Source organism: Copranaerobaculum intestinale, from assembly GCF_009831105.1.
In the GTDB taxonomy this organism is placed as follows: Bacteria; Bacillota_I; Bacilli_A; order Erysipelotrichales; family Erysipelotrichaceae; genus Copranaerobaculum; species Copranaerobaculum intestinale.
This window is the reverse complement of record NZ_WUUQ01000002.1, coordinates 699,985-722,555: the sequence shown is the minus strand read 5'-3', so window position 1 is coordinate 722,555 and position 22,571 is coordinate 699,985. Positions and strand designations below refer to the sequence as shown.

Annotated in this window: 23 protein-coding genes and 1 other annotated feature; of the genes, 21 read left to right on the top strand and 2 right to left on the bottom strand. The window is 42.5% G+C overall.

Features of this window, described 5'->3' with window-relative positions:
* Positions 1–84 precede the first annotated feature (84 nt).
* On the bottom strand, positions 85–348 hold the full coding sequence (rpsT, locus tag GSF08_RS08345; protein ID WP_160625350.1) for a 30S ribosomal protein S20: 264 nt from the start codon (positions 346–348) through the stop codon (positions 85–87).
* A gap of 110 nt (positions 349–458) precedes the next feature.
* On the opposite strand from rpsT, the gene gpr reads away from it, so the two are divergent.
* The 8 genes from gpr to hemW all read left to right on the top strand — a co-directional run bounded on the left by gpr (position 459) and on the right by hemW (position 8,762).
* Positions 459–1,337 carry a GPR endopeptidase gene (gpr, locus tag GSF08_RS08340; protein WP_160625349.1) on the top strand — a complete coding sequence of 293 codons (879 nt, stop codon included), beginning with the start codon at positions 459–461 and terminating at the stop codon, positions 1,335–1,337.
* 48 nt (positions 1,338–1,385) lie between these two features.
* On the top strand, positions 1,386–2,258 hold the full coding sequence (spoIIP, locus tag GSF08_RS08335) for a stage II sporulation protein P (RefSeq protein WP_160625348.1): 873 nt from the start codon (positions 1,386–1,388) through the stop codon (positions 2,256–2,258).
* 6 nt (positions 2,259–2,264) lie between these two features.
* Positions 2,265–2,558 carry a hypothetical protein gene (locus GSF08_RS08330; protein ID WP_160625347.1) on the top strand — a complete coding sequence of 98 codons (294 nt, stop codon included), beginning with the start codon at positions 2,265–2,267 and terminating at the stop codon, positions 2,556–2,558.
* A 115-nt stretch (positions 2,559–2,673) separates the two neighbouring features.
* Entirely contained in the window at positions 2,674–3,612 is a 939-nt protein-coding gene (gene fmt, locus GSF08_RS08325; RefSeq protein WP_249805974.1) for a methionyl-tRNA formyltransferase, read from the top strand.
* 86 nt (positions 3,613–3,698) lie between these two features.
* Positions 3,699–5,501, top strand: coding sequence for a translation elongation factor 4 (gene lepA, locus GSF08_RS08320; RefSeq protein WP_347337994.1), 1,803 nt, complete (start codon positions 3,699–3,701; stop codon positions 5,499–5,501).
* Positions 5,502–5,936: 435 nt separating this feature from the next.
* Positions 5,937–6,860, top strand: coding sequence for a hypothetical protein (locus GSF08_RS08315; RefSeq protein WP_160625345.1), 924 nt, complete (start codon positions 5,937–5,939; stop codon positions 6,858–6,860).
* A 53-nt stretch (positions 6,861–6,913) separates the two neighbouring features.
* The gene (locus tag GSF08_RS08310; RefSeq protein ID WP_160625344.1) at positions 6,914–7,660 is read left to right on the top strand and encodes a sporulation initiation factor Spo0A C-terminal domain-containing protein; all 747 of its coding nucleotides are present in this window, start codon (positions 6,914–6,916) and stop codon (positions 7,658–7,660) included.
* A 13-nt stretch (positions 7,661–7,673) separates the two neighbouring features.
* Positions 7,674–8,762 (top strand): radical SAM family heme chaperone HemW, encoded by a 1,089-nt coding sequence (gene hemW, locus GSF08_RS08305; protein WP_160625343.1) that lies wholly within the window; start codon positions 7,674–7,676, stop codon positions 8,760–8,762.
* 144 nt (positions 8,763–8,906) lie between these two features.
* Here the strand turns inward: hemW and GSF08_RS08300 are convergent, their stop codons facing one another.
* Complete coding sequence (locus GSF08_RS08300; RefSeq protein ID WP_160625342.1) at positions 8,907–9,773, bottom strand: NAD(P)-dependent oxidoreductase; 867 nt, start codon at positions 9,771–9,773, stop codon at positions 8,907–8,909.
* A 183-nt stretch (positions 9,774–9,956) separates the two neighbouring features.
* On the opposite strand from GSF08_RS08300, the gene rpsO reads away from it, so the two are divergent.
* The 13 genes from rpsO to tyrS all read left to right on the top strand — a co-directional run bounded on the left by rpsO (position 9,957) and on the right by tyrS (position 22,476).
* Positions 9,957–10,223, top strand: a complete 267-nt coding sequence (rpsO, locus tag GSF08_RS08295) for a 30S ribosomal protein S15 (protein WP_160625341.1) — start codon at positions 9,957–9,959, stop codon at positions 10,221–10,223.
* 127 nt (positions 10,224–10,350) lie between these two features.
* Positions 10,351–12,549 (top strand): polyribonucleotide nucleotidyltransferase, encoded by a 2,199-nt coding sequence (pnp, locus tag GSF08_RS08290; RefSeq protein ID WP_160625340.1) that lies wholly within the window; start codon positions 10,351–10,353, stop codon positions 12,547–12,549.
* Between the two features lie 362 nt (positions 12,550–12,911).
* Positions 12,912–14,303, top strand: coding sequence for a dipeptidase PepV (gene pepV, locus GSF08_RS08285; RefSeq protein WP_160625339.1), 1,392 nt, complete (start codon positions 12,912–12,914; stop codon positions 14,301–14,303).
* A gap of 3 nt (positions 14,304–14,306) precedes the next feature.
* On the top strand, positions 14,307–14,966 hold the full coding sequence (gene trmB / locus GSF08_RS08280) for a tRNA (guanosine(46)-N7)-methyltransferase TrmB (protein WP_160625338.1): 660 nt from the start codon (positions 14,307–14,309) through the stop codon (positions 14,964–14,966).
* An 86-nt stretch (positions 14,967–15,052) separates the two neighbouring features.
* Positions 15,053–15,784 (top strand): hypothetical protein, encoded by a 732-nt coding sequence (locus tag GSF08_RS08275; RefSeq protein WP_160625337.1) that lies wholly within the window; start codon positions 15,053–15,055, stop codon positions 15,782–15,784.
* A gap of 14 nt (positions 15,785–15,798) precedes the next feature.
* Positions 15,799–16,128 (top strand): thioredoxin family protein, encoded by a 330-nt coding sequence (locus GSF08_RS08270; protein ID WP_283809455.1) that lies wholly within the window; start codon positions 15,799–15,801, stop codon positions 16,126–16,128.
* Positions 16,125–16,757 (top strand): YtpR family tRNA-binding protein, encoded by a 633-nt coding sequence (ytpR, locus tag GSF08_RS08265; RefSeq protein ID WP_160625336.1) that lies wholly within the window; start codon positions 16,125–16,127, stop codon positions 16,755–16,757. The genes GSF08_RS08270 and ytpR overlap by 4 nt, the downstream gene beginning before the upstream one ends.
* Positions 16,750–17,484 (top strand): hypothetical protein, encoded by a 735-nt coding sequence (locus GSF08_RS08260; protein ID WP_160625335.1) that lies wholly within the window; start codon positions 16,750–16,752, stop codon positions 17,482–17,484. Before ytpR ends, GSF08_RS08260 begins: the two co-directional genes overlap by 8 nt.
* Positions 17,485–17,499: 15 nt before the next feature.
* On the top strand, positions 17,500–18,801 hold the full coding sequence (murC, locus tag GSF08_RS08255; RefSeq protein ID WP_160625334.1) for a UDP-N-acetylmuramate--L-alanine ligase: 1,302 nt from the start codon (positions 17,500–17,502) through the stop codon (positions 18,799–18,801).
* A gap of 48 nt (positions 18,802–18,849) precedes the next feature.
* Positions 18,850–19,242: a histidine kinase gene (locus tag GSF08_RS08250; RefSeq protein ID WP_160625333.1), complete on the top strand. Its 393-nt coding sequence runs from the start codon at positions 18,850–18,852 to the stop codon at positions 19,240–19,242.
* A gap of 22 nt (positions 19,243–19,264) precedes the next feature.
* Positions 19,265–19,858 (top strand): hypothetical protein, encoded by a 594-nt coding sequence (locus tag GSF08_RS08245; protein ID WP_160625332.1) that lies wholly within the window; start codon positions 19,265–19,267, stop codon positions 19,856–19,858.
* A gap of 12 nt (positions 19,859–19,870) precedes the next feature.
* Positions 19,871–20,863 (top strand): LacI family DNA-binding transcriptional regulator, encoded by a 993-nt coding sequence (locus tag GSF08_RS08240; RefSeq protein ID WP_160625331.1) that lies wholly within the window; start codon positions 19,871–19,873, stop codon positions 20,861–20,863.
* A gap of 143 nt (positions 20,864–21,006) precedes the next feature.
* Positions 21,007–21,213: a binding site (T-box leader), on the top strand.
* Positions 21,214–21,246: 33 nt separating this feature from the next.
* On the top strand, positions 21,247–22,476 hold the full coding sequence (gene tyrS, locus GSF08_RS08235; RefSeq protein ID WP_160625330.1) for a tyrosine--tRNA ligase: 1,230 nt from the start codon (positions 21,247–21,249) through the stop codon (positions 22,474–22,476).
* Positions 22,477–22,571: the final 95 nt, after the last annotated feature.

The following is a 22,571-nucleotide window of genomic DNA, read 5'->3' as shown; positions in this document are numbered from 1 at the left end:
GTTTCGCTTTTTTTGTTATAGATACTCCGTACAAATCGTAAAAGAATCTTATTGAATACAAAAAAATCAGTCCTTACGAACTGATTATCCTAATGCATTGATAGCTCTGCTTAAACGAGATTTCTGACGAGTTGCGTAGTTCTTATGGTGGATGCCTTTTGCGGCAGCCTTGTCCAGTTTCGAACTTGCTTCGTTGTAAGCGGCAACGGCAGCGTCTTTATCTTTAGCTTCAACAGCTGCTAATACTTTTTTGATTGAAGTTTTCAAAGCTGATTTCTGTGCAGCAACTGCTAAGTTTCTTTTGTTATTAGTTTTTACACGCTTTTTCTGAGACTGAATCTGTGGCATTTTTACACCTCCTCATGGTTTACACAATATGCTTGTAAATTATATCAAAAGTCACCTTAAAATGCAATAACATGAAGAAAAAAATCCATACTATGCATTGAGGTGAATCTATGAGTAAACGAAATTACAACATTCGCAGCGATTTTGCGGATGAAATGATCTCCCGTCAGGTAGACGAGAAAACATACCAGCATATAGAAAAGGTATGGCAGGATATCAAAACAAACTATATAAAGATATTGGAAGATGAAAATGTTTTGGGAAAAGATAAGGGTGACTATGTCTCAATTGAATTTCAGAATATTTTAGACCGTGATCATCGGGACATGGTGGTAGAAACGGTTAAGCAGAATTTAGAGATCATGATGAAAAATATGAAACTGAATCCTCAAAAAATATTGGTTGTGGGTCTGGGAAATCGTTTTATTACATCAGATGCCTTGGGTCCGGGGGTTGCCAATGAAATCATGGTAACAGCACATCTGTATGCCAATGAAGATCATTCGATGCTGAAGGGTACCGGCAATGTGGCGGTAATCCAGCCCGGTGTCATGGGGCAAACCGGTCTGGAATCCTCAGCAATCGTGAAAAGTGTGTGTGAGGAGTATCAACCTGATGTCGTGTTTGTAATTGATGCGCTGGCAACCCGTAATACCGGCAGAATCAATCGGGTTATCCAGATCAACAACACCGGTATCCGTCCCGGCAGCGGGGTAGGAAATCATCGCCATGCCCTGAATGAAGAAGCGTTACATGTACCAGTAATTGCGATTGGTGTTGCCACGGTAACCAGCATCGGTGCTATTCTCAGTGAAGCGCTGGATCCTTTGGATGATGAAAAAGAAAAGATGCTGGAACAGCTCGCTCAGAAAAATCACCTTGATTTGATTGTTACTCCGAAATCAATGGATGATGAATTAAAGCATTTGATCTATATTGTTTCTACTGCCCTCAATAAATTTTTCCATCCAGCCTTCGATACACTTTAGGTATAAACCCCCGGCTTTTTTCATATCGTTGAAAGAGGGGGTTTTCTTATGAGGACAAATCTTAAGATTATTTTCAAATTGATAGCGTTGAGTGCCTTTTTGCTTGCGACACCATTTTTTGGCTCCATAAAAGATAAACTCAGTAAAAATGAAGTATTGACCTCCCTCGTTTATCATCAGCGGACACTGAGTGAGCCGCAGTCTATCAAAGATCAGCTTAATGTAATTACGAAAAATTCAACGGTTAACATTCCTAATGAAACCGATCAGGAGAAAGAATATAAGACTACCCAGGATCAGGACGCTCCAGTTGTTCCGGAAGCACCAAAAATATCAGCATCAGATAAAAAGGAAAAGAAACGGATTTATATTTATAACACTCATCAACAGGAAGGATATCAGGGGGGCAAAACGGTTATGGACGGAGCCCAGGTATTGGCTGAAAAACTGCAGAAGGCAGGTATTGATGTCGTTGTGGAAACCAATGATTTTGTTGCCTACGGACGTTCTCAGGGCTGGGACTATAACAGCAGCTATGCAGTATCCAATAAATTTATCAATGACGCATTTGCCAACTATGGCGGATTCGATCTGGTTATCGATCTTCATCGTGACAGTGTACCAAGAGAGGCCTGCTTTACGGAAATCAATGGGAAATCCTATGCCCGCGTGATGACGGTGATCGGTGGCTTGAGTAAAAATGTATCTGCGTCAACGAAAATTGCAACGACACTAACTGACATTATCAACCAAGATGTAAATGGTATCATGAAAGCGCCGATGACCAGAGAGGCTTATTATAATCAGCAGATGAGCCCGAACATGATCTTGATTGAAGTTGGGGCTGATCAGAACACCTTTGAAGAAGTGACCAACTCCCTGGATGTATTGGCCAAGGCGATTGAGAAAATGATGGGGTGATTACAGATGAGAAGATTTATCGCTGATGCCTGTCTGATATTGCTGCTGGTGGCAATTGGATCGTATGTATCTGATGATCACGAAAAAGATCGTGAGGAGCTTCATGATAAAATAGCGGAGTTTGAATCAAGTGTTGCTCAAAATAAGCCGGTGAAACCACAGGTGGATAAGAGTTCTTTAAATGAAATTGATGAGAACCTCGCTTCCAGTATGGCAAAGCGTACCTCTCAGTTCATTGTGGATCTGGTAGATACCAGTACAGTTATCGTATCGGATATTTTTCACGGCTTAGCAGAATAGAATCCAAACAAAAATGCATCATCTCTAATTTTATGCGGATGCATTTTAAAACGGGTTCTTTTTTTATTGGATCGGATGAGGATGTGGTATAATATCACCCAGAGGTGATGCGATTATGTTAAAATCCACACGGATTGTATTTATGGGTACGCCCGCATTTGCCTGCACGATCCTGCAGCGGTTGCTTAATGAAAATTGTCAGGTGGTAGGGGTCGTATCCCAGCCAGATAAAAAAGTAGGACGCAAGCAGCTTCTGCAGATGACACCGGTAAAGGAATTGGCACTGGCAAACCAGCTGCCGGTTTTACAGCCGGTTTCTATTAAAACAGAGTATACGGATATCCTGGCTTGGAATCCGGATTTGATTATAACCTGTGCCTACGGTCAGATCATTCCTGATATTGTATTAAATACCCCTGTCTATGGCAGTATCAATGTTCATGCATCCTTATTGCCGAAGCTTCGAGGCGGGGCGCCAATTCATAAAGCGATCATAAACGGCGATAAAGAAAGCGGTATTTCCATTATGAGAATGGTAAAGAAAATGGATGCTGGGGCAGTTATGGCACAACGTAAGGTTATCATTGAGCCGCAGGATACGACCGGCTCTTTGTCGGATAAGCTATCGTTAGCTGGAGCTGATTTATTAATGGAATGTATCCCTTTGATCCTGAATGGTACTGCCGTCTTTCGCGAGCAGGATGAAGCAGCCGCAACCTTTGCTTATAATATATCCAAGGAAGAAGAAAAGATTACGTTTACCGAAGATGTGCAAGAAGTATACAACCATATTCGCGGTTTGATCCCGGCACCGATCGGCTACGCGATATTGAATCAGAAAAAAATGAAATTTCATCGTGTACGGATGAAACGTCAGCCGCATGCATATCAGCCTGGAGAAATGATCGGTATGATGGATGGCGGATATGCCATTGCCGCATCGAATGGTTTTATTCTGGTGGATGAATTACAGCTGGAAGGAAAGAATAAGGTAGATGCCAAAGCGTATTTTAATGGCTCCGGACGGAATGACATCGGTAAAATCATGCAGTAATGGACAACGGGAGAAGCACATAAAAGTGCTTTTCTTCTTTTCTTGATTTTGATATAATAATGCTACTTGTGAAAGGAGTGGTGCGTGTGGATCAGAAACATATCCGCAATTTTTCCATCATTGCTCATATCGACCATGGAAAATCAACGCTGGCTGATCGGATTCTGGAAATCACGGATACCGTGCAGAACCGTGAAATGAAGGAACAGCTGTTGGATTCTATGGAGCTTGAACGGGAGCGGGGAATTACCATCAAATTAAATGCGGTACAACTGAACTATCGAGCCAAAGATGGCGAAACATACTTGCTTCATCTGATCGATACGCCGGGCCATGTCGATTTCACGTATGAGGTATCGCGTTCTCTTGCGGCGTGTGAGGGAGCGGTTTTAGTAGTAGATGCGGCACAGGGGATTGAGGCGCAGACCCTGGCGAATGTATATTTGGCCTTAGACAACGACTTGGAAATCCTGCCGGTGATCAATAAAATTGATCTGCCCAGTGCTCAGCCGGATCTGGTAAAACAGGAAATCGAGAATGTCATCGGATTGCCGGCTGATGAGGCACCGCTGATATCAGCGAAAAGCGGTTTACATGTTGAAGATGTCCTGGAACAGATCATAAAACAAGTACCGGCACCGCATGGGGATGCATCAGCGCCGCTTCAGGCGCTGGTTTTTGACTCGCTGTATGATGCATACCGCGGAGTCATTGCCTATGTTCGCATCAAAGAAGGAGAAGTGAAGATTGGAGATAAAATCCGCTTTATGGCTACCGGAGCTGAATATGAAGTGCTTGAACTGGGGGTTCATACACCTAAAGAAGTGAAAAAGAATATTTTGCATTGCGGAGAAGTAGGGTGGATCGCCGCCAGCATCAAGTCAGTGAAAGATGTTCGTGTCGGTGATACCATTACTTTTGCAGAACGTCCGGCAGCTGAACCGCTTTCCGGTTACCGTCAATTAAATCCAATGGTTTACTGCGGTCTGTATCCGATTGATTCCGCAAAATACAATGATCTTCGTGATGCGTTGGAAAAATTACAGCTGAATGATGCTTCACTGCATTTTGAAGCGGAAACATCACAGGCATTGGGCTTTGGTTTTCGCTGCGGCTTTTTAGGGCTTTTGCACATGGATGTCATCCAGGAGCGGATCGAGCGGGAATATAATATTGATTTGATTGCCACTGCGCCCAGTGTTGTATATCATGCCTATTTGACTGATGGGTCTATGACGCTTGTTGATAATCCAAGCATGCTTCCCGATGTTTCCAAGATTGATCATATCGAAGAACCGTTTGTAAAAGCGTCTATCATGTCACCAACCGAATATATCGGACCGATCATGGAGCTTTGTCAAAATAAGCGCGGATTCTATAAAGATATGGTATATCTGGATGATACCCGCGTGAATATCATCTATGAATTGCCACTGGGTGAAATAGTTTATGATTTCTTTGATAAGCTGAAATCCTGTACCCGCGGATATGCTTCACTTGATTATGAATTAATCGGTTATCAGCCGAATAAACTTGTAAAAATGGATATTTTATTAAACAGTGATATTGTGGATGCATTATCTACAATCGTCCATCGGGATTTCGCTTATCATCGCGGGAAGGCAATCTGTGAAAAACTGAAAAAACTGATTCCTCGTCAGCAGTTTGAAATTCCTGTTCAGGCTGCGATCAACGGTAAGATTATTGCACGCTCGGATATCAAAGCACTGCGTAAGAATGTCTTAGCTAAGTGTTATGGCGGTGATATCTCGCGTAAGAAAAAGCTGCTGGAGAAGCAAAAAGAGGGCAAAAAACGTATGAAATCCGTAGGCTCTGTGGAAGTTCCGCAGGAAGCATTTATGGCTGTTTTGTCAATGGATGATGAATAAATAAAATTGCTTAAAAATCCCCTGGTGATATAATAATATATATGGGGGATTTTTTGTTGTATAAGCAATGAGATGCTTTATTGGTTTAAACTTTTCATCTTGGAGAAAAGGATATGAAAAAACTATTATTTGTTGTTTTGTTATGTTTCGACTTCATCGCGTTTGATTTTGAAGCCTTCTCATATTATCCTCGCCGATGAGCCAACCGGTAATCTGGATCAAGAAAATCGTAATGAAGTAATCGCCATTCTAAAAGCATTTACCTTACAACAAAAAACTGTGATCGTTGTAACCCATGTTGAATATCTAGCATTGTGATGAAATCATTCGTTTGTAAAGCCGTTCAGCGGCTTTTTTTGTGGTCTTTTGACAACGTTTGTCGAGAATCACCATTTTCTCCTATTACTTTGCTAAAATGATCTAGGAGATGAGAAAATGTTTGAAACTGCTCAGAAGTACACCGATATGAAATATTGCCGAAAAGAAGAGGTCGCGCAAGATTTTCAAATGCTGATGATCGATCCGATATGGATAGAAATTGAGAATTATCGGCGGTTGTTTCGCTGGTCTGTCCCATTCGCAAAAGAGTACTATATTACCAGAAACAGTTGTGTGAACGATCGTATCAATGAGCTGACCGATCAGCTCTATGGGATCAGTTTTGATCACCGTAATGAGCATGTTGTATGGGAATGTGATACTCGTATTCTAAATGAACGTCAGCAGTCCACGGCCCATCAATTCATAAATCAGATGCAGATAGCTTTGTCAGGCGATAAGGAAATGATGCTGTTTCGTTTCCTTGATCAATGGGGCATTGACCATTCAATCCAAAGAAAACACTTTGCTTTCTTTCTTGATGATCAGATTTCCATCATTCTGCGAATTTTTGTGGCATTGGAATTTTTTGATAAAGTCACCAGTTATGCATTCGTCCTTTTCTTGTTAGGAAGCCATAAAATGCTATATCCGTTATCATTTTTGTCGATTTCAGAGCTTTTTGATATCAATATCTCAAGTCCGGCTGAGTTTGATCTTACGTATAAGCTTTTATTGTTTCTTGACAAGTTACGGTTGAATTTATCAAAACAAGTGTTATCATTAGGTAGGAATGCGCGAGATGACGTGCGAATATTATCGAAACAGGAACTGCTGCAGCAGTATCCGATGTTAAGTGAGCATCAAGCAGGTTTTTATGTCACCCATAATCAGGTTGACCATTACTATACGATCAGGGATTATATGACTTTTGCAGAGGTATGCTATGAAACTGCTCGTTACTCGCTTGAGGGTATCGTTAAACAGAACTGGTATCGAAAGCAGCGAATTGGGAAGAAATTTATGTATTATGTAGTATAGGGAAGGGAGAATGGTAAAATGTACATAGGCAGTAGATCGTTTTACCGCAGGTAATGCTTAACAATATTTTCTTATGTGTAGACGATCTGGATCTGATTAAGGAATTTTTAATCAATATCAACAAAACCCAGAACGGCAATCTGGTAGGTACCTCTACAACGATTGTGGAAGACGTTAATCAGCTGTTGGCACTTCATTTGGATATTTTGATTATCAATCCTGAAATCAATTTGGAAAAAGCTGAAATTCTGATGGAGGAGCTTTGTAATCATGATCAGCTGAAAGATTTACATATCATCGCTTTGTACAGTGAATTAGATGGGAAGACAGTTCATTTCTCAATCAAGCATAAAATCGATAATTTTTTAATCAAACCGTACACGTGCAAAGATATATTTAATGTTGTTTCTTTAGAGAGTGATACTCAGCAGTATGAAGAATCGATCAAGGATAACATCAAGACGTTTGTAGGACGTCTGCTGGAACAAAAAGGAATACCTATTCATTTAAATGGTCACAAGTATTTGACAACGGCGATTTATTTGAAGAGTGAACCGGTTTTTTGCAGCTTAACGATGAAAGAAATACTGGTAGAAACAGCCAAGGAACACGGTACGACGTATACCCGCGTGGAAAAGTCAATCCGTACGGCAATCACAAGGGCTTATAAGGAACAGCCTGCTCTGATATCGCTGCATACCGGAGTATTGGAGAAGCCAACCTGCAAGGCACTTGTCTATTTCATCCATAATCGAATGCGTTTAAAGGAAAAAGAGAAAGATGATATAGGAAATTTGTAAAGGAGGTTAGATGATGGCGCAGTCAATGTATGTGCATATTCCATTTTGTGATGCCATATGTGCGTATTGTGATTTTTTCCGCTGTGGCTATCATCGCGGCTTGAGTGATCAGTATCTGGAAGCGCTGAAGCTCGATCTTGCCAAACAGCAGCCCAGTACTGATTTAAAAACCCTTTACATCGGTGGCGGAACTCCCACAAGCTTACAGTCAGATCAGCTGGAAGCTCTGTTTCAACTGCTTAAGCCTTACCGGCAAAGTGTGGAAGAATATACGGTTGAAGTCAATGTAGAATCGCTGCATGCCAATAAAATCAGCTGCATGCATACAGCGGGCGTGAACCGTATATCAATGGGCGTACAGAGTTTTCATCCGGATTTACTGCATATGATGAATCGCTGTCATCGAACAAATGATGTTGTAAATGCAATTCAGGATTTAAAAAAGGTAGGAATACACAATATTTCGATCGATTTGATCTATGGTCTTCCAACCCAGACTATGGCAATGTGGGAAGCGGATTTATTACAGGCTGCAGCCCTGCCGATCACACATATTTCGCTGTATGCCCTGACGATAGAAGAGCATAGTGCATTCGGGCGAATGGGTGTTACCAATATCGATCCGACATTGGAAGGCGAAATGTATGATAAAGCGATTCAGATACTGGAGAATAAAGGATTTCATCAATATGAAATCAGCAGTTTTGCCCGTTCGGGATATGAAAGCATGCATAATAAGCAGTATTGGTATTACCATGATTTCTATGGAATTGGATGCGGCGCCAGCGGAAAGCTGGATCATCAGCGCTATGACATGCCGAAGAATTTGCATGCGTATATAAAAGGAGAACAGGAGCCTTCCTGGATCACGCTGTCCCAAAAGGATGAAATGTTTGAAATGGTCATGATGGGGCTTCGTCTGAAGGAAGGACTCTCATATCAGGCTTTTGAAGATGCTTTTCACGTATCGTTTGATGATGTGTTCAAGCAGGCCAAAGAAATAAATATAAAAAAAGGGGAGCTTTACGAATGTCATCGTCATCTTCGCGCAACCGATCACGGTTTACATTTTTTGAATGACGTACTGTTAGAATTCCTGTAAAAAGCACATTTTGTGCTTTTTTTATTGACGTTAGATGCATATGTTTTTATGAGTATAAAGGATCCGCCAGCGATATTTTGGATTAACATTAAAAAGAGAGAATTAGGAAAAGCGGCTCATAAAAAAATGATCATACCGGCATGATCACTTTTCTTTTGCTTTTTGATAATACTTGATGAGAGATTGTGTACCTTCATTGCCCATTCCGTTTACCATCATATCCTCATACATGGAGCAGACAGTATCCAGCATTTCCAGATGAATATGATGTTCATTCATAACATCCTGCACAATATGCATATCCTTTATGAAATGCTTGATATAGAATCCCGGCGCGAAGTCTTCCTTTAACACCCGAGGTGCCATGTTGGTTAACTGCCAGCTTCCGGCTGCGCCCTTGGTAATAGCAGCCAGAACCTGCTCAGGATTTAAGCCTGCCTGCTCGGTATAGTAAAGAGCTTCGCTCATGGCGGCAGTTGCTCCGGCTACGGCGATCTGGTTAGCTGCTTTGGTGTGCTGTCCGCTGCCGGATGGCCCCATATAACAAATATTGGTACCCATTGTTTCAAAGAGCGGCTTGGCCGCCAAAAAGGCTTCCTTCTCACCGCCTACCATAATGGATAAAGCAGCGTTGCGGGCTCCACTATCTCCGCCGGATACCGGGGCATCTAAAACTTGAAAATCCTTGGCTGAAGCCGCAATCTTTATTGCAAGCTTCGGCGAGGATGTGGTCATATCGATCAGCAGAGCGCCCGGTTTTGCATGTGTGAGAATGCCGTCTTTACCGAAATAGATTTCCTCGACATCCTCAGGGTAGCCGACCATCGTAAATACGACATCCTTTTGGGCTACACAAGTTTCAATCGTTGAACATACAGATATCCCCTTTGCTTTCAGATCAGCTGCTTTTTCCAAGGTGCGGTTATAGGCATACACCTCATGTCCCGCTGCAAATAGATGCTGAAGCATCGCTTTTCCCATAACGCCGGTTCCAATCCATGCGATTTTCATACAATCACCTCTTTCATTTTTTATTATACCGCAAAGCTTCGATCAAGAAAGCATCTTTCAAGTAAATTATCCCTTGTTTTCAATGCCGTATCATGCTATACTGATTACGCTTTTGTACTGGGAATCAGGAATCCTCAACCGATCACTCGGTACGGAAGGTCTAATTAATAGGAGGAAATAGACATGTTATTGAAAAAAGAAAAACAGGCTATCATGAAAGAGTATGCCCGTACGGAAGGCGACACTGGTTCTGTTGAAGTACAGGTTGCAGTGCTGACTGCACAGATCAATCGTCTGACTGAACACATGAAAGAACACAAGCACGACTATCATTCACAGCGCGGTCTGATGAAAATGGTAGGACGCCGCCGCAATCTGCTGGCTTACTTAAAAGAGAATGATCTGGAACGTTACAAGAACCTGATCGCTCGCTTAGGTCTGCGTAAATAAGAGAACTCCCGCTCGGGAGTTTTTTTATGGCTATCACAGTGATTAGGAAAGGATTCGAAAATCATTTCTTTATCGTGGGAATTATGCTATGATTGTATAGATAAAATTGTAAAATGAGGTGAAGACATTGGCTAAACAAGTATTTCGTTTAGATTTCTGTGGGAGGAAGCTCACAGTAGAAACTGGAGAAATCGCAAAGCAAGCCGGAGGGTCCGTGCTTGTACGTTATGATGATACCGTCGTATTATCAGCGGCGACTGCCAGTAAAACAGCCAAGGAAGGACTTGATTTCTTTCCGCTGACTGTTACGTTTGAAGAAAAATTGTATTCAGTAGGTAAGATTCCCGGCGGTTTTTTGCGTCGTGAAGGAAGACCGAGTGAGCATGCGACCTTAACGGCACGCATGATCGATCGGCCGATTCGTCCGCTGTTCGCTGACGGATTCCGAAACGAAGTTCAGGTCGTGAATACGGTATTATCCGTTGATCAGGATCGTACTCCGGAAATGACGGCGATGTTTGGTGCTTCTTTGGCACTGTGTGTATCGGATATTCCATTTAATGGACCGATTGCCGGCGTGATCGTTGGACGCGTTGACGGAGAATATGTTATCAATCCGACCAATGAGCAGCAGGAGCGAAGTGATATTCATTTAACGGTTGCCGGTACTAAATACGCGGTTAACATGGTGGAGGCCGGCGCAAAAGAAGTCAGCGAAGAAGCAATGCTCGGTGCGATTATGTTTGGACATGAGCATATCAAAAAACTGGTTGCGTTCCAGGAGGAAATCGTGGCCGCTGCCGGCAAAGAAAAACGTGAAATCAAGCTGTACAGCGTTGATGAAGAAATTGATAAGGAAGTTCGAACGAGCTTTGAGGCGAAAATCCGCGCCGCGGTATCGATCGAGGGTAAGCTGGAACGCTACAATAAGATCGACGAGCTGACGGAAGAAGCGATTGCGGTTTTCGAAGCTAAAACATATGAAGATGACAGCACGAAAGCAAAAGTGCTGAAACAGGTAAAAGAAATCTGTCATGGTATAGAAGCGGATGAAGTACGCCGTCTGATCATTGAAGATAAGATTCGTCCGGACGGACGCAAAATTGACGAAATCCGTCCATTGAACTCACAGGTGGATATTTTGCCGAGAGCACATGGTAGTGCTCTGTTCACCCGTGGTGAAACGCAGGTGCTGAGCGTTACGACCTTGGGTGCTATCAATGACAATCAGATCATTGATGATCTGACAGAGGTTGAAACAAAGCGTTTCATGCATCACTATAACTTCCCGCCGTATTCAGTAGGGGAAACCGGTCGCATGGGGTCACCGGGACGCAGAGAAATCGGTCATGGTGCACTGGGCGAGCGGGCGCTTTCTCAGGTATTGCCAACGCTGGAGGAATTTCCTTACACGATCCGTGTTGTTGCAGAGGTGCTGGAATCCAACGGTTCTTCTTCACAGGCTTCGATCTGTGCCGGAACGATGTCTTTGATGGCAGCCGGTGTTCCAATCAAGGCTCCGGTTGCCGGAATTGCGATGGGATTGATCATGGATGAGGCTTCCAATCGCTACACAGTATTGACGGATATTCAAGGCATGGAGGATCACTTTGGCGACATGGACTTTAAAGTAGCCGGAACGACGGCAGGCATTACTGCGCTGCAGATGGATATCAAGGTCAACGGCATTACAAAGGATATCTTTGAAGAAGCACTGGCTCAGGCAAAGACTGCCCGCGCGCAGATTCTGGAAAATATGCTGAATGCAATTAGCGAACCGCGTCCAGAAGTAGGCGAATTTGCACCTAAGATCTTCAAGATGATGATTCCAGTAGATAAGATTCGCGATGTTATCGGGCCTAATGGTAAGATGATCAATCAGATTATTGCAGCCTGTGACGATGTGAAGATCGATATTGAGGATGACGGTCAGGTGGTTATCTATCATCAGGATATGAACGCAGTTAAGAAAGCTGCTCAGATGATCGATGATTTGACAAAAGAAGCAAAAGTTGGTGAAGTATACGAAGGAAAAGTTGTCCGTATTGAAAAATTTGGTGCGTTTGTCAACCTGTTCCCGGGAACGGATGGACTGCTTCATGTGTCTAAGATCGCTCATGAACGAGTTGAAAAAGTAGAAGATGTACTGAAGCTCGGTGATATTGTAAAAGTAAAAGTTACAGAAATTGATGAGAAGGGAAGAGTCAATGTTTCCCGCAAGGCGCTTTTAGAAAGACCAAAGCGTGAACATAAAGAAACGAAAGCAGATGGCAGCGAAGGAAAGGCAGAAACAAAGCCTGCTGACAGTGAGCCAACAGCAGAATAGTCAAAACGGATGTCAAGCGGCATCCGTTTTTCTCTGCTTACATCTCAACCGCATCTACTTGTATTATGTATGAGTCTAAAGAAATACAACAGGAATGAAGATGAAGATAACTTTATTGGCAGCGCACATCATACAGTATTAATCATTTAGTATTTGGAAGGTGACATAAGTATAATAATCAATATTGTTGTGGGTATATATTACGGGCAAAATTTGAATGCTTATGAGATATATCGGCGGGCACAGGAATTTGATGCTTTACGGTATGAAGGGTACAGGCTGAAAAAAGCATGCAAGAATATCGTAATCACGTTGGAGTATAAGCATAACTTGTGGTAGAATAATCACCAGAGGTGATGACTGTGAAATGGTTAGATGAAGCAAAACAATATGAAACATCTTTTATAGAGGATCTGCGTTCCCTGATCCGTATTCCTTCTTTGAAGAATGAAGCAGAGGCAGCGAAAGGCATGCCGTTTGGCAAAGGCTGTCGGGATGCACTGGATACGATGCTGGAAATGGGCCGCCGGGAAGGCTTTACGGTAAAGGATATCGATGGCTATGCCGGCGTGATCGAATTTGGAGAAGGGGAAGAAAGCGTCGGAGTCTTAGGACATCTGGATATTGTTCCGATTGGTGAGGGCTGGAGTAAAGATCCGCTGGGCGGTGAAATTGAAAATGGCATTATGTTTGGCCGCGGCGTATTGGATGACAAGGGTCCGGGACTGGCTGGCTTTTATGCGTTGAAGCTGATCAAAGACAGCAAGATTCCTTTGAAGCGTAAGATTATGCTGATCTACGGCTGTGATGAAGAAAGCGGAATGGCTTGTATGCATTACTATAAAGAACATGCAGAGATTCCGACCATGGGATTTGTACCCGATGCGAATTTTCCATTGATCTATGGAGAAAAAGGTATTTTGGTGGTCGATTTGAAGGGCAAACAAAAAACGGTAATTGAATCGATACATGCCGGTGAGCGTCCCAATATTGTCATTGGCAAAGCAGATGCGATCATCCGCGGCTGGAATGCTCATATGAACAGTGTATTTCAATTCTATTTGGATACGAATCAGCTTAAAGGTCATGTAGAACAGCTTGATCAGGAGCGTGCGCATATCTTTGTGGAAGGAAAGGCAGCTCATGCGGCAATGCCGTATCTAGGCGTCAATGCGGCGTTGCATATCCTGAATTTTGTCGGTACGGCTTTTCATGATAAGACATGCAATAGTCTGTATGAAACCCTTTGCGACTGGCAGGGGAAACCATGCGATATTTATAAAGAAGGAGCCGTTATGGGCTTTTTAACCATGAATACAGGTGTCGTGGAGCTGGATGAGAATGGCATACATGTCGTAATTGATATCCGTTATCCAAACGATACGGATAAGGATACGATCTTAAAAGGTATTCGTGATAAGCTGGATGCAGAGAATTTGACATTTGATTTAACTCTTGGCAATGACAAGGCGCCTTTGTATGTCGATCCGAATTCAAAGCTGGTGAAAACACTGGAGGATACATATCGTGCTTACAGTCAAGATCAATTCACGCCGATCATGACTATCGGCGGCGGTACATATGCCCGTAATTTCGATAATTTTGTTGCGTATGGTCCGGAGTTTCCAAATCCAAAGCCGTCAGATATTTTTGTTGGCGGACCGCATCAGGAAGACGAAGGCGTTCATTTAGATGAATTGATGCTTTCTATTGGTATTTATGCGGCAGCCTTGGAAAAACTGGCAGGTGCATAATCGATGAGAATGCGTAAACTGAAATGGGCTCACAATCTGCTGATGCAGGCAGAGGTGGTTGCACATGAACCTGCTCAGCTTGCGGGACGATGGAAACAGCAGCTGAATTGTGAAACACTTCATGTTGAGATTGGCTGCGGCAAAGGTGATTACTGGGTCGGTATGGGAGTTCTGTATCCTCAGATCGGCTGGATCGGTATCGAAAAAAATGAAAGTGCGGCTGGCTTGAGCGTCCGCAAGTTTGAAGAATCGATGCACAGTGAAGCTATGAGCTTTATATGGGGTGATGCAGAGCAGATCGACGCCTGGTTTGAAACGGGCGAAGTAGATGCCATTCATCTGAATTTCTCGGATCCCTGGCCCAAGAAACGAACGACCAAGCGCCGTTTGTCCAACAGCCGTTTTCTGAAAAAATATGAGCGGATTTTAAGCGATAAGGGGCAAATTATTATGAAAACAGATAACAGCGCGCTGTTTGAATACAGTCTGCTGGAATTTGCGGCAGAGGGCTGGGAGCTTTACGATGTCAGCGTTGATTTTCGCCGTGAACCACATGATGAAGATGTCATTACAGAATACGAACGTCGCTTTATGGAAAAAGGCCAGCCAATCTATCGTGCAATATGGAATGTGCCAAGTCACAATCATGATCTGCCTGAATAGGCAGATTTGTTATTTTATTGATTATTTCATAAAAAATAATGATATAATAAAACAAGATATATGAAGTTTTTTAAAGGAGGGATGACATGAAAAAAGCCTTGCTTCTCAGTGCTGTACTATTGCTTCTAAGCGGCTGTGCCCGCGTGGATATTGACAGCGATGCAATACGCAGTTTACTGAAAAAGAGCACGCAGAATCATGCCAGACCTACCGCAACCATGACAAAAAAATATTATAATTACTATCTTCCCGGCGAGGTAGGAAAAAAAGAAAGTACCCCGCTTAGTGAGGTTTTCCGTAAGGATGGGTTTGAAATTATCATGAATTTCAATGCTTCGGCAATCATCATTGACCGTTTTTATTTAAATGGAGAATTAGATAAAAAAGAACAGTCTAGTAAATCAAAAAGCTTATCGCTTACGTCGGTGAGCAAGCAGCAAAAACAAAGCATTACGATGAAAAAGGATAAAAGCGGAAATATGCAGTATCAGGGAATTTATAAAAATGGTAATAATCAATATTTTCCCTATGAGCTTTTTATTCAGACCTTAGATGGAAAGCAGTATCTGCTTCATTTAAATGGAACAATCGTGGATTTCTACGCGCTGATTCCCGCAGCAGAAATAAAGCCGGCAGTAACTGCAATGATGAAGATCATGCAGTCTATTGAATATGATAAGAAACAGATCGTCGCTGATTTTTCGCTGAAAAAAGCGGAGCAGAACCGTAAGGATAGTTTGAATTATCTGAATGGCCGCTATGCCGAAGAAGGCTTTCTGATCGATCAGGATTATCGGGAAACGGAATCACCGAAATAAGAGAGGAAATGATTATGAAAACAGATATGCCAAAGTTAGAATCATTGAAACAATTTGAAGAAATTAAACAAGGAGAGACGATCAGTGTTTTCACGTTCTCGGCGGATTGGTGTCCGGATTGTCGTTTCTTGGAACCATTTCTGCCAAATTTATTGAAGAAATATACACAGTATCATTTTGTCTATGTGGATCGTGATCAATGGATGGATTTGTGTGTAGATTTGATGATTTTGGGAATTCCCAGTTTTGTCGCGTTTAAAAACGGAGCCGAGATCGGCCGTTTTGTTCCTAAACAACGAAAGACCGAAGCGGAAATTGATGCGTTTTTGGGAGGCTTAAAATGAGTATTGAAAAAAGTAAAGATATTATCCGCGTTTTTAAAAATGATCGGGCTTTTCCCGGCCTGTTACTGATAAAGGTAAACGATGAAGATACAGTAGCTTCGACAAAGTCCATAGGCAATGTTACTGCTATGTATAATAAGAAAGGTGAACTGCTCGGCTATAATATCAGTCAAGCTGAATATCCGGGAAGGGACGGCTATCTGCCGATGAGCGAGGAGTTGCTTGCCAGCGTGAATGGGGGTTTGCAGGCGGTGGGATTCGAACCGCTTCAGCATGACTTTACCCCGCGTATCGTAGTAGGGCATGTTATCCGTATGGAGGATCATCCGGACAGCGATCATCTGCATATCTGTCAGGTTGATGTCGGAGCGGAAGTGCTTCAGATCGTCTGCGGTGCTCACAATGCTGCACCTGGAATTTATGTACCGGCGGCTTTAAATAATGCCGTAATGCCGAATGGCCGATTGATTCGCGACGGTAAGTTAAGAGGCGCTGTATCGCATGGTATGCTGTGCAGTGAATGGGAGCTTGGCTTAGTTGAAGAAAAACAAAAAGGCCTTTTGATTCTTGATGACACTTATCAGATCGGAGCTTCATTTTTTGCGGAAAGGGAGAAACACCATGTTTAAAAATATACTAAAGTTTTTATTTGAAGAAGAGGAAGAGGAACTGATTGAAGAACCTTTGGAAGCGGTAAGTCTTTCATCACCTGTCTTTGAGAAAAAAGAAGAGAAAAAACCGATGAAGCAAAATTCAATGGCTAAGCCGGTCAAGGAAGAACCGGTAAAGGCAAAACGACCGGTAAGCAAACCGCAGGCGACAAATGAATCAATACGTACGGAATCGGATGGGAAACAGAAAAACCGATTTATTGATTTAGATGAGCCCAAACATTCTCCTCGTACTGTTGCTTCGAGTACACCGCGGATGGATACCAAACGTGATTATGAGTTTTCTCCGGTAATTTCACCGATTTTCGGCACAAAGGAAGATATTGAGGCACGAAAGGAAATGGATCAGGATTCTCCGGTTGTTCGGGTGAAGAAAAAAAATCCTCTGGGTACGATCATTTCCCCTATGTACGGTGCAACCGAATTAGAGGAAATGGAAGATCAGGCGAAGGAAAAATTGGCGGTAACCGCCGCTCAAAAGCGCAGCATCATAGATAATAGCGAAGCAGTTAGTAAGGATGAACCATCTCACGAGGATATATTAAATATGCCGCTGGAGGATCTGCTGGCGGAGGATGATGACGATGACAATGATGATGTTATGCAGTTCTCTTTGTTCGGAGGAGAAGAAGCTATCAAAGCAAGTGATGAAGAACATGTATTTGCCATCGATGAAGAAGAATAAGGAGCGAAGAAGGTCATGATACATTTTATTGGCATAAAGGGAAGCGGAATGGCATCTCTGGCAGAGATTGTTGCGGATTTGGGAGAAACGGTAACCGGTTCGGATATCGATAAATATATTTTTACTCAGAAACCGCTGGAAGAACGAAATATTCCAATCTATCCTTTCGATCCGAAGAATATTCAAGAAAACAGTACAGTCATTATTGGAAATGCATTTGGTGAAGATCATCCAGAAGTTAAGCAGGCGCGTTCCATGCCCTCAGTAACCTGCTACCGCTATCATGAATATTTGGGTAAACTGGTTGGGGACTATACGTCAATCAGCGTAGCCGGCACTCATGGCAAGACAACCACGACCGGGCTGCTGGCACATGTGATGCAGCAAATTGCCCCAAGCGGTTATCTGATCGGTGACGGAACCGGAGAAATGCCGAAGGACAGCCGGTACTTTGTATTGGAATCCTGTGAGTATCAGCGGCATTTTCTAGCCTATCATCCGGATTATGCGATCATCACAAATATTGAACTGGATCATGTTGACTATTACCGCGATATCGAAGATTATATCAGTGCTTTTGAAGAGTTTGCCAATCAGGTAAAAAAAGGAGTCGTGCTGTTCGGTGATGAAGAAAATACCAGATCATTAAATCTGCATGTGAATCATCTGTTCTATGGACTGCACGACCAAAATGATGTACAGGCGCGCAATGTGGTGGAAAACAGCGAAGGAACCAGCTACGATGTCTATCTCCACGATTCTTTCTTTGGCAGTTTTAAACTTCCGTTTGTGGGGAAACCTTTCCTATGGAACTCTCTTGGAACAATAGCGGTTGGAATCATGGAGGGTATTTCGGCTGAGCAGCTGCAGGATGCACTTGCCAGCTTTCCGGGAGTAAAGCGTCGTTTCAATATTGAAGTGAATGGCGATAATGTTTATATTGATGATTATGCTCATCATCCAACTGCGGTTCGCTTAACGATTGAAGCAGCAAGGACGCGCTTTCCGGATAAAAAATTAATTGCCGTTTTTAAACCGGACCGTTATTCCCGTATATTTTATTTTATGGATGAATTTGCCAAGGCATTTGATGAAGCGGATGAAGTTTATCTTTGTCATTTTCCAAAAAATGCTGCGAAGGAAGCGGGAATTGATATTACGATCCAAGATCTTGCCGACCGCATGGAAAATGTCCGCGTTATTCAGGAAGATGAAGAAGCCGCAAGTGAGCTTGCGAAGCGCGGTCCGGCTGTTTATTTGTTTATGAGCAGCAAGGATATTTATAAATTTAAAAACATTGTAAAAAGTTTTCAATAGTATTGTAATGGGTTTCAAACTGTTGTAATATATAGTGGAGGTGTTCATATGGGTTTAGATCAGCTGTTGGAATTAACCAGTGCGGTAGCTTCTAAATGCTTACCGATTTTAGGCGCTATACTGCTGGTGTTTCTGATTATATTTTTTCGCCGTTTGATCCAGCTTCTGGTGTCGGCAAAGCAGGCGGCAGATACCGCGGATGAGACATTAAAAATCACAAATCGACAATTAAATGCTTTGGATAAACCTTTGAACACTTTGAATGAGCTTAGTGAAACGGTGGATAATGTGCATGAAATGTCCAAGAATGTAGTACGTTCTACATTGGTGGCAATCATCGAGAATTTTTCGTCGATAAAAAACTGGGTGCTGCGTACGGCAAAGCAGGAGGATGAAACAAAATCGTGTCATCCGGCAGATGAGGAAACAGGAGCAGAATAACTAAGAAAAGAGGCGATCAGGCATGGAAGACCAGAATATGAAGGAAGCGGAAACAATGGAAGAAGAAGCAAGATATCATATCATTCATGTCGACGATGAACATGATAATGAGGAAAAACGCAAAATTCTGGATGAATTTACAGAAGAGGTAACAGTATTATTTGCTGATTTTAAAGCATGGCTGAAAGAGAATCATGATCCGGATAAGGTTGCGGCATATAAGGAAAAAGTAAAGCTGGAGACAGCCCTGCTGATTCAGAAAGTAAAAGTCGCTGTGGCCGAGGTGAATGAAAATGATAAAGTGAAAAGCGGAAAAGAAACCGTAAAAGCTGCGTCTAAACATATCGGCAATAAAATCTCAAGCGGTGTTCAGGACGTCATACAGCACGAGAATGTGCAAAAGGTAATGAATGATGTCAGTACAAAGGTTCATCAGGTGAAAGAGGATGAACGGGTGAAAGAAACCGTAAAAAAAGTAAAACGAGGTACGCTGCATATTGCATCCAGCGCATATGATAGTTTAAAGAAAGTGCTGGAGGAGCATGAAGAAGAACCTGAAGTTATCGAGGTGAAAACAGACATATATCCGGATGATAAAAATAAACCGGAAGAATAGAGAGGTACGCATATGAAACGCATAACAATATACGATGTCGCGAAAGAGGCGGATGTTTCACTAGCCACTGTATCCCGAGTTATCAATGGGTCAGAAGTGGTTCGTGAAGATACGCGGATAAAAGTACAGGAAGCGATTGAGAAGCTTGGTTATAAACCGAATGCAATCGCGCAGGGGCTGGCTTTGCAGAAAACAACGACCATCGCATTGATTGTTCCAGAGGCGAGTTTCTTTTATACCGGACAAATCATCAATGGTCTGATCGATGTTGCAAAGATTTATAAATACAACATCGTTCTGCATACGACGACCGAAGGAATCACGGAAATGAATGATATCATTGAAACGATCATTAAGTCTCGTGTTGACGGTGTGGTCATTTTCAATGATAAATTATGCAAAGATGAGCTGAATACGCTGACACGCTATCAGGTGCCGATCGTGGTAATTGGAAACCGTATGAGCGATGAAACAATTGGATCGGTTTACGTAGACTATGCAAAATTGATCTATGAGTTTGCTGCGCAGTATCTTGAAAAGGGTATCACTGATATCGCTTTGATTGAGGATCGTAAAAATCCGGCAATGCTGAAGCAGTTGAATGATGGATTGCAGCATGCAATGGAAGATAAGGGATTGACTTTTGACAATTTTGTTGAGATTCCTAAGGAATATCGTTCTTCATATCTGTATCTGAAAGAATATTTCAAAACGCATAAACATCAGCTGGTTATCACATATCGTGATTCGCAGGCAATGGCTGTTTTGAATTCCGCAAAAGAAAACGGACTGATGATTCCCGATGATATGGAAGTGGTGTGTATCCTTGATAGTAAGTATAACGCGATGGCGAGACCGCAGATCACCGGATTTAAGATTCCGGATTATGATTTGGGGGCAGTAGCGATGCGAGTAATGACCAAGATGCTGAAAGAGGATGATGAGGTCATTGATAAAGAAATTGAATTAAGCTACATTTATACGCCGCGCCAGTCAACGAAATAAGCACTGATAAAGACATGATCAAGCATCATGTCTTTTTTATGATTTGAAATCAGATAACGGTTGAAATGTATTGTTTGTCATTCCTGAATATTGATCAAACAGGAAATCTTGTTGACTTTTTTTTGGTATAGGATATACTAGATATTAAAGTGAAGATAAGAAAGAGTAGCTGAATCCTTTCGTTCAAGAGAATCGATGGTTGGTGAGAATCGATACGCAAAGCTCAGTGAATACACCTTGGAGCATACTGTCAAAAGCAGTATCGGAGCGGTTTCCGTTATCAACGTGAGAGTGCATGTCATAAGCGATATGAACTAAGGTGGTACCACGTTATCTTTAGCGTCCTTGGATAAGGACGTTTTTTTATATTAGGAGGAAATGTTATGAAATTGTTTGATGAATTAAAATGGCGCGGTCTGATTAATGATATGACTAGCCCGGAACTGGAAGCAAAGCTGAACGAGGGAGGACTGACTTTTTATATCGGTACAGATCCAACCGGTGAAAGTCTGCATATCGGTCATCTGTCATCTTTATTGATGGCAAAGCGTTTAAAGGAGCATGGCCATCACCCGATCATGCTGGTCGGCGGGGCAACCGGTTTTATCGGTGATCCGAAAGCGACCGGTGAACGTTCCATGCTGACAAAGGAACGGCTTCAGCATAACTATGATTGTCTGCGTAAACAGATTGATGCGATTTTTGGTTTTGAGATGGTCAACAATCTTGACTGGACCAAGGATATCACCGTGATTGATTTCCTGCGTGACTACGGCAAGCATTTCAACATTAACTATATGATCAATAAAGATACAGTCAAGCGCCGGCTTGACAGCGGCATCAGTTATACCGAATTTTCTTATATGATTTTGCAGGCACTTGATTTTTTGCACCTATATGAAACCCATAACTGCACTCTGCAGCTGGGTGGTCAGGATCAGTGGGGGAATATCACCTCAGGACTGGAACTGATTCGTAAAAAGCACGGTGCCGATGTTGAATGCTATGGTTTGACTATGCCATTGATCACGAAAGCAGACGGTACAAAATTCGGCAAGAGTGAGTCGGGAACCGTATGGCTTGATCGAAATATGACCTCACCGTACGCAATGTATCAGTTTCTGGTAAATTCCGAGGATGAAAAAGTTATCGATTACTTAAAGCGTTTGACTTTCTTAGACAAAGAAACGATTGATGATCTGGAAGCAAAAGTGAAAAGTGAACCGCATAAGCGTGAAGCTCAAAAGGCATTGGCTCGCGAAGTGGTATTGTTTCTGCATGGGGATGCCGAGCTGAATAAGGCACTGAAAATAACCGATGCATTCTTCAAAGGTAATATTCTCGAGTTGAGTGAGGATGAAGCAGCGGATGCATTTAACAATTTTGAAAAGATTGAACTACCGGATGCGTTATCACTGCTGGAGCTGATGGTACAGGCAAAGATTGCCTCCAGTAAGCGTGAAGCCAGAGAATGGATAGCACAGGGTTCTATTCAGGTCAACGGAATAAAGGTACAGGATGGAGAATTCATCGTTACAAAAGCAAACGCCTTGGCTGATAGCTGTACCTTGATCAAGCGCGGAAAACGCAATTACTATGTAATCAAACAATAAAACAAATGTTTAAAGCACACCGTTAACAGTGAAATGAAACAGAGCTGTATGAGGGAACAGGAATATGCTGTTCCTTTTTCTTTTGCATCTTTCTT